Annotated in this window: 16 protein-coding genes and 3 tRNA genes; 18 read left to right on the top strand and 1 reads right to left on the bottom strand. The window is 69.9% G+C overall.

Going from position 1 to position 15265, the window contains the following annotated elements; translation table 11 throughout:
- The first annotated feature begins 105 nt into the window (after positions 1-105).
- The 10 genes from LZ017_RS03225 to rng all read left to right on the top strand — a co-directional run bounded on the left by LZ017_RS03225 (position 106) and on the right by rng (position 9289).
- A complete protein-coding gene (locus tag LZ017_RS03225) occupies positions 106-831 on the top strand; it encodes a YebC/PmpR family DNA-binding transcriptional regulator (protein WP_241298585.1) in 726 nt (241 codons plus the stop codon).
- A 76-nt stretch (positions 832-907) separates the two neighbouring features.
- The gene (purD, locus tag LZ017_RS03230; protein ID WP_241298586.1) at positions 908-2191 is read left to right on the top strand and encodes a phosphoribosylamine--glycine ligase; all 1284 of its coding nucleotides are present in this window, start codon (positions 908-910) and stop codon (positions 2189-2191) included.
- A complete protein-coding gene (locus LZ017_RS03235; protein WP_241298587.1) occupies positions 2188-2844 on the top strand; it encodes a 1-acyl-sn-glycerol-3-phosphate acyltransferase in 657 nt (218 codons plus the stop codon). Before purD ends, LZ017_RS03235 begins: the two co-directional genes overlap by 4 nt.
- A 22-nt stretch (positions 2845-2866) precedes the next feature.
- The gene (gene hemF / locus LZ017_RS03240; RefSeq protein WP_241298588.1) at positions 2867-3817 is read left to right on the top strand and encodes an oxygen-dependent coproporphyrinogen oxidase; all 951 of its coding nucleotides are present in this window, start codon (positions 2867-2869) and stop codon (positions 3815-3817) included.
- Positions 3817-4497: a nicotinate-nucleotide adenylyltransferase gene (gene nadD, locus LZ017_RS03245; RefSeq protein WP_241298721.1), complete on the top strand. Its 681-nt coding sequence runs from the start codon at positions 3817-3819 to the stop codon at positions 4495-4497. The genes hemF and nadD overlap by 1 nt, the downstream gene beginning before the upstream one ends.
- Positions 4498-5307, top strand: coding sequence for a ribosome silencing factor (gene rsfS / locus LZ017_RS03250; protein WP_241298589.1), 810 nt, complete (start codon positions 4498-4500; stop codon positions 5305-5307). It abuts the gene before it with no gap.
- Positions 5308-5311: 4 nt separating this feature from the next.
- Complete coding sequence (rlmH, locus tag LZ017_RS03255) at positions 5312-5782, top strand: 23S rRNA (pseudouridine(1915)-N(3))-methyltransferase RlmH (RefSeq protein ID WP_241298590.1); 471 nt, start codon at positions 5312-5314, stop codon at positions 5780-5782.
- Positions 5775-6563: an ABC transporter substrate-binding protein gene (locus LZ017_RS03260; protein WP_241298591.1), complete on the top strand. Its 789-nt coding sequence runs from the start codon at positions 5775-5777 to the stop codon at positions 6561-6563. Before rlmH ends, LZ017_RS03260 begins: the two co-directional genes overlap by 8 nt.
- Positions 6564-7085: 522 nt before the next feature.
- Positions 7086-7685, top strand: a complete 600-nt coding sequence (locus tag LZ017_RS03265; protein ID WP_241298592.1) for a Maf family nucleotide pyrophosphatase — start codon at positions 7086-7088, stop codon at positions 7683-7685.
- A gap of 104 nt (positions 7686-7789) precedes the next feature.
- Positions 7790-9289, top strand: coding sequence for a ribonuclease G (gene rng, locus LZ017_RS03270; RefSeq protein WP_241298593.1), 1500 nt, complete (start codon positions 7790-7792; stop codon positions 9287-9289).
- On the opposite strand, the gene LZ017_RS03275 is transcribed toward rng, so the two are convergent.
- Positions 9268-9879, bottom strand: a complete 612-nt coding sequence (locus tag LZ017_RS03275; protein WP_241298594.1) for a peroxidase-related enzyme — start codon at positions 9877-9879, stop codon at positions 9268-9270. The two genes, rng and LZ017_RS03275, sit on opposite strands and share 22 nt — an antisense overlap.
- A gap of 162 nt (positions 9880-10041) precedes the next feature.
- On the opposite strand from LZ017_RS03275, the gene tolB reads away from it, so the two are divergent.
- The 8 genes from tolB (at position 10042) to LZ017_RS03315 (ending at position 15219) form a co-directional block, all read left to right on the top strand.
- Positions 10042-11331, top strand: a complete 1290-nt coding sequence (tolB, locus tag LZ017_RS03280; RefSeq protein WP_241298595.1) for a Tol-Pal system beta propeller repeat protein TolB — start codon at positions 10042-10044, stop codon at positions 11329-11331.
- 117 nt (positions 11332-11448) lie between these two features.
- Entirely contained in the window at positions 11449-11976 is a 528-nt protein-coding gene (gene pal / locus LZ017_RS03285) for a peptidoglycan-associated lipoprotein Pal (RefSeq protein ID WP_241298596.1), read from the top strand.
- A 1-nt stretch (position 11977) separates the two neighbouring features.
- Complete coding sequence (gene ybgF / locus LZ017_RS03290; protein WP_241298597.1) at positions 11978-12748, top strand: tol-pal system protein YbgF; 771 nt, start codon at positions 11978-11980, stop codon at positions 12746-12748.
- Positions 12749-12904: 156 nt separating this feature from the next.
- Positions 12905-14023, top strand: a complete 1119-nt coding sequence (locus LZ017_RS03295) for a YeeE/YedE family protein (RefSeq protein ID WP_241298598.1) — start codon at positions 12905-12907, stop codon at positions 14021-14023.
- Positions 14020-14820 carry a ThiF family adenylyltransferase gene (locus tag LZ017_RS03300; RefSeq protein ID WP_241298599.1) on the top strand — a complete coding sequence of 267 codons (801 nt, stop codon included), beginning with the start codon at positions 14020-14022 and terminating at the stop codon, positions 14818-14820. Before LZ017_RS03295 ends, LZ017_RS03300 begins: the two co-directional genes overlap by 4 nt.
- Before the next feature lie 111 nt (positions 14821-14931).
- Positions 14932-15007: transfer RNA gene (locus tag LZ017_RS03305), tRNA-Lys, on the top strand.
- A gap of 34 nt (positions 15008-15041) precedes the next feature.
- A tRNA-Lys gene (locus LZ017_RS03310) sits at positions 15042-15117 on the top strand.
- 26 nt (positions 15118-15143) lie between these two features.
- Positions 15144-15219, top strand: a tRNA-Lys gene (locus tag LZ017_RS03315).
- Positions 15220-15265: the final 46 nt, after the last annotated feature.

Genomic DNA, 15265 nt, shown 5'->3' on the forward strand with positions numbered 1-15265 from the left:
TCCGGGGGCAAAAGCTAAAATCGCAGTCTAACGAAGCTGAACAGGTCGCCCACCCAGGCTTTCCGCGGTAGGGAACCCCATCGGGCGACACAGGAGAACCAGACCATGGCAGGTCATTCCAAATGGGCCAACATCCAGCACCGCAAGGGGCGCCAGGACGAGAAGCGGGGCAAGGTGTGGACGCGCATCACGCGCGAGATCATCGTCGCCGCGCGCGCCGGCGGCGGTGACATCAACATGAACCCCCGCCTGCGTCTGGCCATCGAGAAGGCCAAGGCGGTCAACATGCCGGCCGACAACATCAAGCGCAACGTCGACAAGGCCACCGGCAACCTGGACGGCGTGACCTACGAGGAAATCCGCTACGAAGGCTACGGCATCGGCGGCGCCGCGATCATCGTGGACTGCATGACCGACAACCGCGTGCGCACGGTCGCCGAGGTCCGCCATGCCTTCAGCAAGTTCGGCGGCAACCTGGGCACCGAAGGTTCGGTGGCCTTCCAGTTCAAGCATTGCGGCCAGCTGGTGTTCGCGCCCGGCACCTCCGAGGACAAGGTCATGGAGGTGGCGCTGGAGGCCGGCGCCGAGGACGTGGTCAGCGACGACGACGGCGCCATCGAGGTGCTGACCGCGCCGGGCGACTTCGAGGCGGTGAAGGCCGCGCTGGAAGCAGCCGGCCTGAAGCCCGAGATCGCCGAGGTGACCATGCGCGCCGAGAACACCATCGAGCTGTCGGGCGACGACGGCGCGCGCATGCAGAAGCTGCTGGACGTGATCGAGGACCTGGACGACGTCCAGGAGGTCTACCACAACGCGAGCATCGATCAATGAGCGGCGTCGCTCCTTGTCACGCGCGGCCCCTGCCGGGGATCGCCGTCCTTGCCGCGGCAGCCCCTCGGAGGTCGGCATGAAGGTCCTGGTCCTCGGCAACGGCGGCCGCGAGCATGCGCTGGCCTGGAAGCTGGCGCAGGGCGAGCGCGTCAGCCAGGTCTTCGTGGCGCCCGGCAATGGCGGCACGGCGCGCGACCCCAAGTTGAAGAACGTGCCCATCAGCGACGTGAAGGCGCTCGCTGATTTCGCGCAGGAACAGAAGATCGCGCTGACCGTGGTGGGTCCCGAGGCCTACCTGGCCGCCGGCGCGGTGGACGAGTTCCGCGCCCGCGGGCTGCGCATCTTCGGCCCCACCCGGGCGGCGGCGCAGCTGGAGTCCAGCAAGGCCTTCGCGAAGGAGTTCATGAAGCGCCACGGCATCCCGACCGCGGCCTACGAGACCTTCACCGACGTTGCTTCGGCCCATGCCTATGTGGACGCGCAGGGCGCGCCCATCGTGATCAAGGCCGACGGCCTGGCCGCGGGCAAGGGCGTGGTCGTCGCGATGACGCTGGCCGAGGCGCATGAGGCGATCGACTGGATCCTCGCCGACAACAAGCTGGGCGTGGTGCACAACGCCGGTGGCGCGCGGGTGGTGATTGAGCAGTTCCTCGAAGGCGAGGAGGCCAGCTTCATCGTGCTGTGCGACGGCAAGAACGTGCTGTCGCTGGCGACCAGCCAGGACCACAAGCGCCTGCAGGATGGCGACCAGGGGCCCAACACCGGTGGCATGGGCGCCTATTCGCCGGCGCCGGTGGTGACGCCCAATGTGCATGCCAAGGTGATGCACGAGATCATCCATCCCACCATCCAGGGCATGGCGCGCGACGGCATTCCGTTCACGGGCTTCCTGTACGCCGGGCTGATGATCGACGCGCAGGGCCAGCCGCGCACCGTGGAGTTCAACACCCGCATGGGCGACCCCGAGACGCAGCCCATCATGATGCGGCTCAAGAGCGACCTGTTCGAGGTGCTGATGCACGCCACCGACGGCACGCTGGACCAGGTCGAGCTGCAATGGGACCGCCGGCCCGCGCTGGGCGTGGTGATGGCGGCCGCCGGCTATCCACTCGCCCCGCGCAAGGGCGACGCGATCAGCGGGCTGCCGGCCGACCAGGAGGACGCCATGGTGTTCCATGCCGGCACCCAGCAGCGCGAGGACGGCACGCTGGTCACCAGCGGCGGTCGCGTGCTGTGCGTCACCGCGCTGGGCGAGTCGGTGCGTCAAGCCCAGCAACTGGCCTACCAGACGCTGACTGGCATCCAGTTCGACGGCAAGCAGTACCGCCAGGACATCGGCCACCGCGCGGTGAAGCGTTGAGCAGCGCCGGCGAGACCAGGCCGGCAGGCCTGCCGCACAAGGTGGCGCGGCGCTGGACCGGACCGCTGACGGTGCATCCGCAGGGCAGCGGGCTGGCGCGCGCACTGATGGCGCTGTTCGGCTGGAAGGTGGTGTTCGCCGGGCTGCCGGGCCGCCAGGGCGTGGTGATGGTCTATCCGCACACCTCCAACTGGGACTTCGTCATCGGCGTGATGACCAAGTGGACCCTGGGCCTGCAGGTGCGCTTCTGGGGCAAGGACAGCCTGTTCAAGGTGCCACTGTTCGGCGCCTGGCTGCGCTGGCTGGGCGGCGTCGCGGTGAATCGCCGCGCCGCCAGCGGCCTGGTCGGGCAGACCGTCGAGCAGGTGCGCGCGGCACGTGCGCGCGACGAGCTGTTCTGGCTGGCGGTGGCGCCCGAGGGCACGCGCAGCTATGCGCAGGGCTGGCGCTCCGGCGCCTACCAGGTGGCGGTGCAGGCCGGCGTGCCGGTGGGGCTGGCTTACTTCGATTTCGCGACGCGCACCGTGGGCTTCACGGAGTTCGTCGAAGTCAGCGGCGACCCCGAGCAGGACTTCGCGCTCTTCGCGCAGGTGCTGCAGGGCCGGCGCGGCAAGAGGCCCGAACTGGCCAGCCCGATACGGCTGAAGCCTTGATGCAATGAATGGAGTGCAGACCATGGGCGCGGAACCACTGAACACGGCGCTGGTGCGCGACTACCTGCTGCGCCTGCAGCAGCGCATCGTCGCGGGGCTGGAGCGGGTCGACGGCCAGGCCTTTCTGTCGGACGCCTGGCAGCGCGAGCCGGGCGGGCGGCTGGAGGGCGACGGGCTGACGCGGCTGATCGAGAACGGCGGCTTGTTCGAGCGCGGCGGGGTGAACTTCTCGCATGTGCGCGGCCGGGTGCTGCCGCCTTCGGCCACCCAGCACCGGCCGGAGCTGGCCGGCGCGCCCTTCGAGGCCATGGGCGTGTCGCTGGTGCTGCACCCGCACAACCCCTTCGTGCCCACGGTGCACATGAACGTGCGCATGTTCGCGGCCATGCCGGCGGACGCGCCGGCCGTGGTCTGGTTCGGCGGCGGCATGGACCTGACGCCCTATTACGGCTTCGAGCGCGATGCCCAGCATTTCCACCGCGTCTGCCGCGACGCCCTGCAGCCGCATGGCGAGGCGCTCTATCCGCGCTTCAAGACCTGGTGCGACGAGTACTTCTTCCTGAAGCACCGCAACGAGCCGCGCGGCATCGGCGGCATCTTCTTCGACGACTATGCCGAAGGCGGCTTTGACCGGGCGCTGGGGCTGATGCAGTCGGTCGGCGACGCCTTCCTGCCGGCCTATCTGCCCATCGTCGAACGCCGCCAGGGCCTGGCCTATGGCGAACGCGAGCGCGACTTCCAGGCCTACCGGCGCGGCCGCTATGTGGAGTTCAACCTGGTCTTCGACCGCGGCACGCTGTTCGGGCTGCAGTCGGGCGGCCGCACCGAGTCCATCCTGATGTCCATGCCGCCGCAGGTGAAGTGGCGCTATGACTGGCATCCGGAGGAGGGCACGCCGGAGGCGCGGCTGTACAGCGACTTCCTGCGCCCGCGCGACTGGGCGGACGAGAAGGCCACGCATCTGTGGCTGTGATGCCCGTGCGGCGCGTTGGCTGGTTCGGCGGGTCCTTCGATCCCGCGCATCTGGCGCACCGCGCGCTGGCGGACGCCGCGCTGCAGCAGCTGCGGCTGGACGAGCTGCGCTGGGTCGTCGCCGGTCAGCCCTGGCAGAAGGCCGGGCGCCAGCTCGCCGAGGCGCGCCACCGCGCCGCCATGGTGGCGCTGATGATCGAGGACGACGCGCGCCAGCGGCTGGACGAGCGCGAGCTGCGGCGCGACGGGCCCAGCTACACGCTGGACTCCATCCGCGAGGTCCAGCAGGAGCAGCCCGGCGACGAGCTGTGGCTGGTGCTGGGCCAGGACCAGCTCGCCAGGTTGCCGAGCTGGCACGGCTGGAAAGAACTGGTGGCGCGGACCGGCCTGGCCGTGGCCGCGCGTGCCGGGGCGGTGGTGACGCCGCCCGATGAATTGCTGGCCTGCCCGCACCGCCTGACGGTGCTGGCGATGCCGGCGATGGAACAGTCCTCGACCGAGGTGCGCCGCCGGGCGGCCGCGGGCGAGGACCTGACGCCCATGGTGGGCGGGAAGGTTGCGGGTTATATTGCCCGGCACCGTCTTTATCAGGAGCCCGCGAACGCCGGGCTTTGCCCGCCCCGACCCCCCGAGGGAGAACCGGCTTCCCGGGGCGGCCCTTCGATTTCTGGTGAGAACTGAATGGACATTCGAAAACTGCAACGCGCCATCGTCGATGGTCTGGAAGACGTCAAGGCCCAGGACATCCAGGTCTTCAACACCGAACACCTGTCGCCGCTGTTCGAGCGCGTGATCATCGCTTCCGGCACGAGCAACCGGCAGACCAAGGCCCTGGCCTCCAGCGTGCGCGAGACCGTCAAGGGACGCGGCATGCAGGTCATGCGCACCGAGGGCGAGGACAACGGTGAATGGATCATCGTGGACTGCGGCGCGGCGGTCGTGCATGTGATGCAGCCGGCCATCCGCCAGTACTACCACCTCGAAGAAATCTGGGGCGGCAAGCCGGTCAAGCTGAAGCTGGGCAGCGGCGAGACCCGCCTGGTCAAGGCCTCCGAAGGAGCAGACGACGAGGATGAGGCCCAGGCCAAGCCGGCGCGCAAGACGGCCGCCGGCAAGACGACCAAGGCCGACGTGCCCGCCAAGCCCGCGAAGGCGATGAAGCCGGCTCCGGCGGCCAAGAAGGCGCCGACGCGCGCAACCGGCGCCAAGTCGACCGCGGCGAAGTCGGCGGTGGGCAAGCCGGCGGCCAAGAGCGCCAAGTCCGCTGCCAAACCCATCGCCAAACCCATCGCCAAACCCACTGCGGCGAAGTCCGCGGCGACGAAGCCCGCAGCCAAGAAGACCTCCTCCCGCAAGCCTGCGGCCAAGCCGGTGCTGACCGTCAAGGTCGGCAGCAAGAAGCCGGCCGCCAAGCCGGCGGCGAAGGCCGGTAGCAGCAAGCCGGCGGCGAAGAGGCCCGCGGCGAAGAAGGCGCCGGCGCGCAAGGCCTGAGCCCATGCGCCTGCTGCTGTGCGCGGTGGGGCAGCGCATGCCTTCCTGGGCCGACGAGGCCTATGAGGATTTCGCCAAGCGCTTTCCCGCCGAGATGCGCCTGGAGCTCAAGGCCGTGAAGGCCGAGCCCCGGACCACCGGCAAGACCACCGCGCAGATGATGGCCGCCGAGGCCCTGCGGCTGGATGCGGCCTGCCCCAAGGGCGCGCTGCGCGTGGTGCTGGACGAGCGCGGCGATCGCGTCACGACCCAGCAGCTGGCGCGGCGCCTGGAGGCCTGGCGGGGCGAGGGCCGCGACGTGGCCATCTTCATCGGCGGCCCCGATGGGCTGGACGACAGCATCAAGTCGCGGGCCGACGAGAAGCTGCGCCTGTCCGACCTGACCCTGCCCCACGCCTTCGTGCGCGTGCTGCTGGCCGAGGGGCTGTACCGCGCCTGGTCGGTGATGGACGGACATCCCTATCACCGTGAGTAAGCGAGCCTGGCCGCGGCTGCGCCGCCGCCCCCTGGCGGCGCTTGCCGGCCTGCTGTCGTTGGGGATGGCCGGCGCGGTGGCTGCCACGCCGACCCGGCTGGAGGTGGGCGGAGACTACGCCTTCGCGCCGTATTCCTTCATCGAGAACGGCCGGCCCGCCGGCATCGACGTGGACCTCATGCGCGAGCTGTCGCGCCGCACCGGCGTGGAGCTCCATGTCCACCTGCAGCCCTTCAAACGTGTGCTGGAAGAGCTGCGCCAGGGCCGGCTGGACGCCGGCATGGCGGTGCTGCACAGCACCGAGCGCGAGGCCTTTCTGCAATACACCGGTGTGCTGCGCCTGAGCCGTTACCAGCTCTTCGTGCGGCGTGGCCAGGAGTTCCCGTTCGAGCGCGCCGAGGACTTGCGCGGCCGCAGCGTGGCGGTGGTGCGCGGCTTTCTGGTCGGCGACACGCTGCGCGAGGAACTCAGTTCGGCGCGCGTTCGCCTGGAGTCGGTCGCGTCGCAGGAGCAGACCCTGCGCATGCTGTTGGCGGGGCGCGTGGATGCGATCGCCGGCCAGTCGGTCGTGATGCGCCACTTGGCGCGCGAGCAGGGCGCGGCCGGGCGTCTCTCGGCGTTGCCCACGCCGGTGATCCCGGACCGGCCGGCCTATCTGGTGCTGTCGCGCCGCGGCGGCCTGGCCGAGCGTGACCGCCTGGCCGAGCTGTTGCGCCAGGGGCTGGAGTCCATGCATCGCGATGGCACGGTGGAGAGGATCGAGGGGCGTTGGATCAAGTGAGTGGCCCCCCGCCCAGCGAGTACGCTGGGCGGCCCCTGGAATGCGGCCCCTCGTCCAGCGGGACCGCTGGCCGGTCCCCCAGGGGGACGGCGATGCTCGCGGGGGACGGCCCCGCTCGCACATCGCCAGGCGGCCGGCTTGGGGCGGCCCGGCGCTCGGCCCCTGGAATGCGGCCCCTCGTCCAGCGAGTACGCTGGCCGGTCCCCCAGGGGGACGGCGATGCTCGCGGGGATGGCCCCGCTCGCACATCGCCAGGTGGGCCGGCTTGGGGCGGCCCGGCGCTCGGCCCCTGGAGTGCGGCCCCTCGTCCAGCGGGACCGCTGGCCGGTCCCCCACGGGGACGGCGATGCTCGCGGGGTGTGCCCCGCTCGCACATCGCCAGGCGGGCCGGCTTGGGGCGGCCCGGCGCTCGGCCCCTGGAATGCGGCTCCGCGCAGCGAGTACGCTGGTCAGCCCAGCGCGCGGCCTATGGGGGTACGGTGCTCGTGCAGGGGTGGTTCGGGCGCTGCTAGCATGCGGCGCATGGCCTTGATCTATCTTGCGTCGCAGAGTCCGCGGCGCCGCCAGTTGCTGGAGCAGCTGGGTATTGCCCACGAGACCCTGTTGCCGGGACCGGACGAGGATGCCGAGGCGCTGGAGCAGGTGCTGCCCGCCGAGCGGCCGGATGACTATGTGCGGCGCGTCACCACGGCCAAGCTGGCCGCGGCGCGCGAACGGCTGGCGCGGCGCGGACTGGCGGCGCTGCCGGTGCTGTGCTCCGACACCACGGTGGCGCTGGACCGCGACATCCTGGGCAAGCCGGCCGACGCGGCCGACGCGCTGGCGATGCTGCGCCGCCTGTCGGGCCGCAGCCATCGCGTGCTGACCGCGGTGAGCCTGGCCTGGGGCGGCCAGGAGGCGCAGGCGCTGAGCATTTCGCAGGTGCGCTTCGCCGAGATCCCCGAGGCGGCGCTGCAGGCCTATGTGGACAGCGGCGAGCCCATGGGCAAGGCCGGCGCCTACGCGATCCAGGGGCGCATCGCGGGCTGGATCTCTCACATGGACGGGTCCTATTCGGGCATCATGGGGCTGCCTCTGTACGAGACGGCGCAGCTGCTGCGGCGCGCCGGGATCGCGTGCTAGGACGGACGAGGGCAGCCGGTGCTGCCGCCAGCGGCGCGTGACGCCGCTGGCGAGAGTGCTTGGCGCGAGGACTCCCGCAGGGAGCCGCGACCTGGAGGCAAGGCATGGAAGACATTCTGATCAACTGGTCTCCGCAGGAGACCCGCGTCGCCGTGGTCGAGAACGGCGCGGTGCAGGAGCTGCACATCGAGCGCACGCTGGAGCGTGGCCTGGTGGGCAACGTCTACCTGGGGCGCGTCGCGCGCGTGCTGCCGGGCATGCAGTCCGCCTTCATCGACATCGGGCTGGAGCGCGCCGCCTTCCTGCACGTGGCGGACCTGCACATCAACGGCGCCCATCCGCGCGGCCACCAGGGCGAGAACGGCAACCAGCCCATCCCGATCGAGCGCCTGGTCTATGAGGGGCAGGCGCTGACGGTCCAGGTCATCAAGGATCCCATCGGCAGCAAGGGCGCGCGCCTGTCCTCGCAGATCTCCATCGCGGGCCGCCTGCTGGTGCACCTGCCGCAGGACAACCACATCGGCATCTCGCAGAAGATCGGGTCGCCCGAGACGCGCGAGCTGCTGCGCGCGCGCATGCAGACCCTGGTGGGCGCCTCCATGGCCGCGGGCGACAACCCCGGCAACACCGGCGGCTTCATCCTGCGCACCAATGCCGAGGAGGCGAGCGACGACGAGCTGGCCGCCGACATCGGCTATCTGCGCAAGACCTGGAACTCGATCCGCGAGAAGGCCACGCGGCTGCCGCCGGGCAGCCTGCTGTACCAGGACCTCAGCCTGGTGGAGCGCGTGTTGCGCGACCTGGCCAGCGAGCGCACCGGCTCCATCCGCATCGACTCCAAGCTGCAGTACGAGGTGCTGCGCGAGTTCGGCGAAACCTACATGCCGGCCGCCACCGCCAAGCTGGACCTGTACCGCGGCGAGCGCCCCATCTTCGACCTCAACAACATCGACGTCGAGATCGCGCGCGCGCTGGCGCGGCGCGTGGACCTGAAGTCCGGCGGCTACCTGATCTTCGACCAGACCGAGGCGATGACCACGGTGGACGTCAACACTGGCGGCTTCGTCGGCGCCCGCAACTTCGACGACACCATCTTCAAGACCAACCTGGAGGCGGCCGGCGCGATCGCGCGCCAGCTGCGGCTGCGCAACCTGGGCGGCATCATCATCGTCGACTTCATCGACATGACGCGCGAGGAGCACAAGGCCGCGGTGCTGCAGGAGTTCCGCAAGCAGCTGGCCAAGGACCGCACCAAGGTCACGCTGGGCGGCTTCACCCAGCTGGGGCTGGTGGAGCTGACGCGCAAGCGCACGCGCGAATCGCTGTCGCGCATGCTGTGCGAGCCTTGCCCGACCTGCGAGGGCCGCGGCCAGGTCAAGACCGCGCGCACCGTCTGCTACGAGATCCTGCGCGAGATCCTGCGTGAGTCACGCCAGTTCAACCCGCGCGAGTTCCGCGTCGTCGCCGCGGCCAACGTCGTCGAAATGCTGCTGGACGAGGAGAGCCCGCACCTGGCCGGGTTGTCCGACTTCATCGGCAAGCCCATCTCGCTGACCGCCGAGCCGACCAACCAGACCGAGCATTACGACATCGTGCTGCTGTGAGCGGGCTTGCTGCGCGGCACCCGGCCGAGCAGGTAGAACTCGTCATTGGGGCGCAGCGAGATGGCGCTGGCGATGCGGTTGGAAAGCCCGAACAGCGCGGTGATGGAGATGATGTCCCAGATGTCTTCGTCGTCGAAGCCCTGGGCCCGCAGCGCGGCGTAGTCGGCCTCGACCACCTCGTCCGAGTGCAGGCAGACCTTCAGCGCGAAGTCCAGCATGGCCTTCTGGCGGTCGCTGATGTCCGCCTTGCGGTGGTTCACCGCGATCTGGTCGGCCAGCAGTGGCGCCTTCTCGTAGACGCGCAGGATCGCGCCGTGCGCGACGACGCAATAGAGGCAACGATTGACCCCGCTGGTGGCGACGATGATCATTTCCTTCTCGCCCTTGCTGAGGCCCGACTCGCGCAGCAGCAGCGCGTCGTGATAGGCCAGGAAGGCGCGCAGCTCGTCGGGCCGGCGCGCCAGCGCCAGGAACACATGGGGCACGAAGCCGGCCTTGGCCTGCACCTCGAGGATGCGCTCGCGCAGGTCGCTGGGCAGTTCGGCGACCTCGGGCACGGGGTAGCGGCAGATCGGGGGCAGGGCGTTCATCGGTGTCTCCTTGTTGTGGGATGCGCGGGCGCAGAGCGTTCCGCGTCGCGCAATTTGTAACTCATCCGTACCCGGTCGGGGTGAGGGCTTGGCGGCGGCCCCTTCGGGCTGCGGCACAATGGCGCCTTGTCATCGAGAGCCCCGTGCGCCCACGCGCCAGTCATGACTGCATCCCAAGCTAACACCGTCACGCGCCGTCAACTCCTCGGCGCCGGCCTGGGCGGCCTCAGCCTTCCGGCCCTGGCCCAGTTCCGCATCGAGATCTCCGGCGTCGGCGCGACCCGGCTGCCCATCGCGATCAACGATTTCCGCGACGAGGCCCAGTCGGGCCATCCGATCGCCTCCATCATCCGCGCCGACCTGGAGCGCAGCGGCCAGTTCACGCTGGTGCCAGGTCTTGCCGGGCTGAGCGAGGCCGGCGCCCCCCACTATCCCGACTGGCGCGCGCGCCAGGCCGATGCGATGGCGGCCGGTTCCGTCACGCGGCTGGCCGACGGCCGCTTCGACGTGCGCTTCAAGCTCTGGGACATCGTCAAGGGCCAGGACCTGGGCGGCGAAAGCCAGGCCGTGGCGCCCGACGACGCACGCCTGGCGGCCCACCGGATCGCCGACGCGATCTATCAGAAGCTCACCGGCGAGCGCGGCGTCTTCGCCACCCGCCTGGCCTACATCACCAAGGCCGGCCCGCGCTACACGCTGCGCATCGCCGACGCCGACGGCGAGGGCGGCCAGGTGGCGCTGGCCAGCCCCGAGCCCATCATCTCGCCCGCCTGGTCGCCCGATGGCCGCGCGCTGGCCTATGTGTCCTTTGAATCGCGCAAGGCGGTGGTGTGGGAGCAGGACCTCTCCACCGGCCGGCGCCGCATGCTGGCCAACTTCCGCGGCTCTAACAGCGCGCCCGCCTATTCGCCCAATGGCCAGCAGCTCGCGCTGACGCTGTCGCGCGATGGCGGCTCGCAGCTGTTCCTGATCAGCCGCAGCGGCGAGGTCGTGCGTCGTCTGACGCAGAGTTCGGCGATCGACACCGAACCGGTGTTCGCGCCGGACGGCAACACGATTTATTTCGTCAGCGATCGCGGCGGCGCGCCGCAGATCTACCGCATGCCGGTGGGCGGCGGCTCGGCCGAGCGCGTGACCTTCAGCGGCGGCTACAACATCAGCCCCGCGCTGAGCCCGGATGGCCGCACGCTGGCCTATGTCACGCGCATCAGCGGAAACAGCTTCAAGCTCTGCGTGATGGACCTGGCCAGCGGCACGGTCAACCAGATCAGCGATACCACCGAGGACGAGAGCCCCAGCTTCGCGCCCAACGGCAAGCTGATCGTCTTCGCCACCCGGTCCGAAGGCAAGGACGTGCTGATGACGACCACGCTGGACGGCAAGGTCAAGGCCAAGCTGGTGTCCACGCTGGCCGACGTCCGCGAACCGGCCTGGGGGCCTTTTGGCCGCTGAGACCGGCGTCCCCACTCGCTGTGCGCATAGCGTCGGCCGGGTGCGCAGGGATGCGGGACAATTTCTTGTTACAGCCCGGCGGGCGCCGGGTCATTCCCCCTCGTTAGGAGCCATGTGATGCAAATGTCCAAACTGTTGCTGAGTCTGCTGGCTGGTGCCGCCCTGGTGGGCTGCAGCTCGACCAAGCTGGATGAACCCGCGCCGGTGACGACGCCCCCCGCGACGACCGCGCCGAGCACCAGCGGCCAGACCGCCCCGACCAGCGAATCCAAGGTCGCGACCGTGGACCTGGGCGCGCAGCTGGACGCCGCCGTGTCCAACCAGCGCGTCGTGTACTTCGACTTCGACAGCTTCGTGGTCAAGGACGAGTACCGTGGCCTGATCGAGACCCACGCCAAGCGCCTGGCCACCAAGAAGGGCCTGGCTCTGAGCCTGGAAGGCCATGCCGACGAGCGCGGCGGCCGCGAGTACAACCTGGCCCTGGGCCAGAAGCGTGCCGAAGCCGTGGCCAAGCAGCTGAGCCTGCTGGGCGTGCCGGCCGCGCAGGTCGAGCCGGTGAGCTACGGCAAGGAACGTCCGGCGGCGCAGGGCCACAACGAAGAGGCCTGGGCGAAGAACCGTCGCGTCGAACTGCGGGACAAGTGAGATGGGCAAGGTCGTGCGCCTGCTGCCGCTGACGGCCCTGCTGCTGCTGAGTCTGTCCTCGCCGGTCCGCGCCGGGCTGTTCGAGGACGATGAAGCCCGCAAGGCCATTCTGGACCTGCGCAACCGGCTGACCGAGCTGGAGAACGCCTACAAGGGCCGCTCCGAGCAGCTCAGTGACCAGCTGACCACCGCGCAGCGCGCCGGGCTGGACCTGGCCGGGCAGATCGAGGGCCTGAAGTCCGAGATCGCCAAGCTGCGCGGCCAGAATGAGCAGCTGGCGCGCGACCTCGCCGAGACCCAGCGCAAGCTGACCGATCTGCAGCAGGGCCTGGACGCGCGTCTGCGCCCGCTGGAGCCGCAGAAGGTCTCGGTGGACGGCAAGGAGTTCCTCGCCGACCCCGACGAGCGCCGCCAGTTCGAGGCTGCGATGGCCCAGATCCGCCGCGGCGAGTTCGCCGAGGCGGTGGCCGGCTTCAACGCCTTCCTCAAGCGCTATCCGTCCGGCGGCTATGTCGATGCGGCGCGCTTCTGGCTGGGCAATGCCCAGTACGGCAAGCGCGACTACAAGGATGCGATCGCCACCTTCCGCGGCTTCGTCGCCGCGAGTCCCGAGCACCCGCGCGCCGCCGAGGCGCTGCTGGCGCTGGCCAACTGCCAGATCGAGCTGAAGGACAACAAGGGTGCGCGCCGCAGCCTGGAAGAGGTGCTGAAGAGCTATCCCGGCAGCGAGGCCGCCCGCGCGGCCAAGGAGCGCATCGCCGCGCTGCGCTGAACGCCCGCGCCGCCGCGGCGGCGCCTGCGACCGACACCCCGGGGCGGCTGCCTGCGGGGTGTTTTCCTTTTTTCTGCCAACTCCGTGGAAACGCCGGGCCGGGCTACTTGGCCGGCCGGGCGCGCGAGCGGGGTCGGCTGCCTAGAATCCTCCCCCATGGAAGAACAAGCAATCCAGACCCTGGCCACCCAGGTCCTGTGGGCCGGCTTCGCGCTGTCGGTGCTGTTAGGCGCGCTGGTGCAGCGCACCCATTTCTGCACCATGGGCGCGGTGGCGGACATCGTCAGCATGGGCTCCTGGGCGCGCATGCGCATGTGGGTGCTGGCCATGGGCGTGGCCGTGCTGGGCTTCAACGCGATGGTGGGCCTGGGCTGGCTGCAGGCGGCCAACAGCATCTATGCGGCGCCGCGCCTGCTATGGGCCTCGCATGCGCTGGGCGGGCTGATGTTCGGGGTCGGCATGGTGCTGGCCTCGGGCTGCGGCGGCAAGACCCTGGTGCGCATGGGGGGCGGCAACCTGAAGTCGCTGGTCGTCTTCCTGGTGATGGGGGTGGCGGCCTATGCGACGCTGCGCGGCATCACCGGCGTGCTGCGCGTCGCGACGGTGGAGCAATGGGCGCTGGAGCTGGGGCGGGGTCAGGACTTGCCCAGCCTGCTCGCCCCCGCGCTGGGCCGCGAGGCGCGCGCGCTGGCGCCCTGGCTGGGCGGGCTGCTGGGCGGTGCGCTGGTGCTGTGGGCGCTCGCCCGCGCGGAAGGACGCTCGCGCGAGGTGCTGCTGGGCGGCGTGGGCGTGGGCGCGGTGATTGCTGCGGTCTGGTGGGTCAGCGGCGTGATGGCCTTCGTGCCCGAGCATCCGCAGACCCTGGAGCCGGCCTTCCTGGGCAGCAGCAACACGCAGCGCATGGAGGCGTTGAGCTTTGTCTCACCGGTGGCGGCGACGCTGGACTGGCTGATGCTGTACAGCGACCGCAGCCGCGGGCTGAACCTGGGCATCGTCAGCGTGCTGGGCATGGTGCTGGGGTCGGCGCTGCACGCGCTGGCGACGCGCCGTTTCCGCTGGGAAGGTTTCCGCAGCACCGAGGACCTGGGGCGCCACCTGGTCGGTGCGCTGCTGATGGGCGTGGGCGGCGTGGTCGCGATGGGCTGCACGATCGGGCAGGGGCTGTCCGGGCTGTCCACGCTGAGCCTGGGCAGTGCGATCACGCTGGTCTTCATCGTGGCGGGTGCCGCGCTGACCCTGCGCTGGGAGGCGCGTCGCCTGGAGCGCCTGCTGTGAATACCGCGTTGGAGCGGACGGCCGGACTGGCGCCGACGTCGGACGAAGCCGATCTGGAGCGCCGCTTCGGCGGACTGCGCCGGCTCTATGGCGGCGCGGCCTACGAGCGACTGCGCGCGGCGCGCTTCGCGGTCGTGGGGCTGGGCGGCGTCGGTTCATGGACCGTCGAGGCGCTGGCCCGCATGGGCGTGGCGCGGCTGGTGCTGATCGACATGGACCATGTGGCCGAGTCCAACATCAACCGCCAGGTCCAGGCGTTGACCAGCACGCTGGGCATGGCCAAGGCCGAGGCGCTGCGCCGCCGCGTGCTGGAGATTCATCCCGGCTGCGAGGTGCTCACGGTGGAAGAGTTCGTCGAGCCCGACAACTGGCCGGCGCTGCTGGGCGATACCGCGATCGACGGCCTGGTCGACGCCTGCGACCAGGTGCGCGCCAAGGCCGCGCTGGCGGCCTGGGCGCTGGCCCGGCGCCCGAGCTTTGTCTGCGTCGGCGCGGCCGGTGGCAAGCAGCGGCCGCAGGCGGTGGAGCTGGACGACCTCGCCGCCACCACGCACGACCCGCTGCTCGCCAGCCTGCGCCAGCGGCTGCGCAAGTTCCATGGCGCGGCGCGTGCGGGCCGCATCGGCCTGGGCTGCGTGTTTTCGCGCGAAAGCGTGCAGCGGCCGGCCGAATCCTGCGAGCTGGACGGCAGCCTGAACTGCCATGGCTATGGCTCCAGCGTCGCGGTGACCGCCGCCTTCGGCATGTGCGCCGCGGCGGAACTGGTGCGCCAGCATCTGGCGCGCGCCACCGCCTGAGCGCCGATCACCACGAGCAGCGTTCAGCACTTGCGCAAGAGGAAAATTCAGGTCTATAATCTGCGGCTTCGCTGGTGAGCAAAAACAAAAACTCATCAAGTGAAACTTGATGGGTTGTTAGCTCAGTCGGTAGAGCAGCGGACTTTTAATCCGTTGGTCGCAGGTTCGAATCCTGCACAACCCACCAGCACTTTTTGTGCTGGCACAGTCAGGCATCTCGGGGGCTCTTAGCTCAGTTGGTAGAGCAGCGGACTCTTAATCCGTTGGTCGTAGGTTCGAATCCTACAGGGCCCACCAACCCCGATGAATGACGCGCGAATTTCGGGCTCTTAGCTCAGTTGGTAGAGCAGCGGACTCTTAATCCGTTGGTCGTAGGTTCGAATCCTACAGGGCCCACCAAGACCAAAGCACCTGCACGCGACGCCGCGGCAGGTGCTTTTTTCTT

The sequence above is a fragment of the Pelomonas sp. CA6 genome, from assembly GCF_022549225.1.
GTDB lineage: Bacteria > Pseudomonadota > Gammaproteobacteria > Burkholderiales > Burkholderiaceae_C > Roseateles.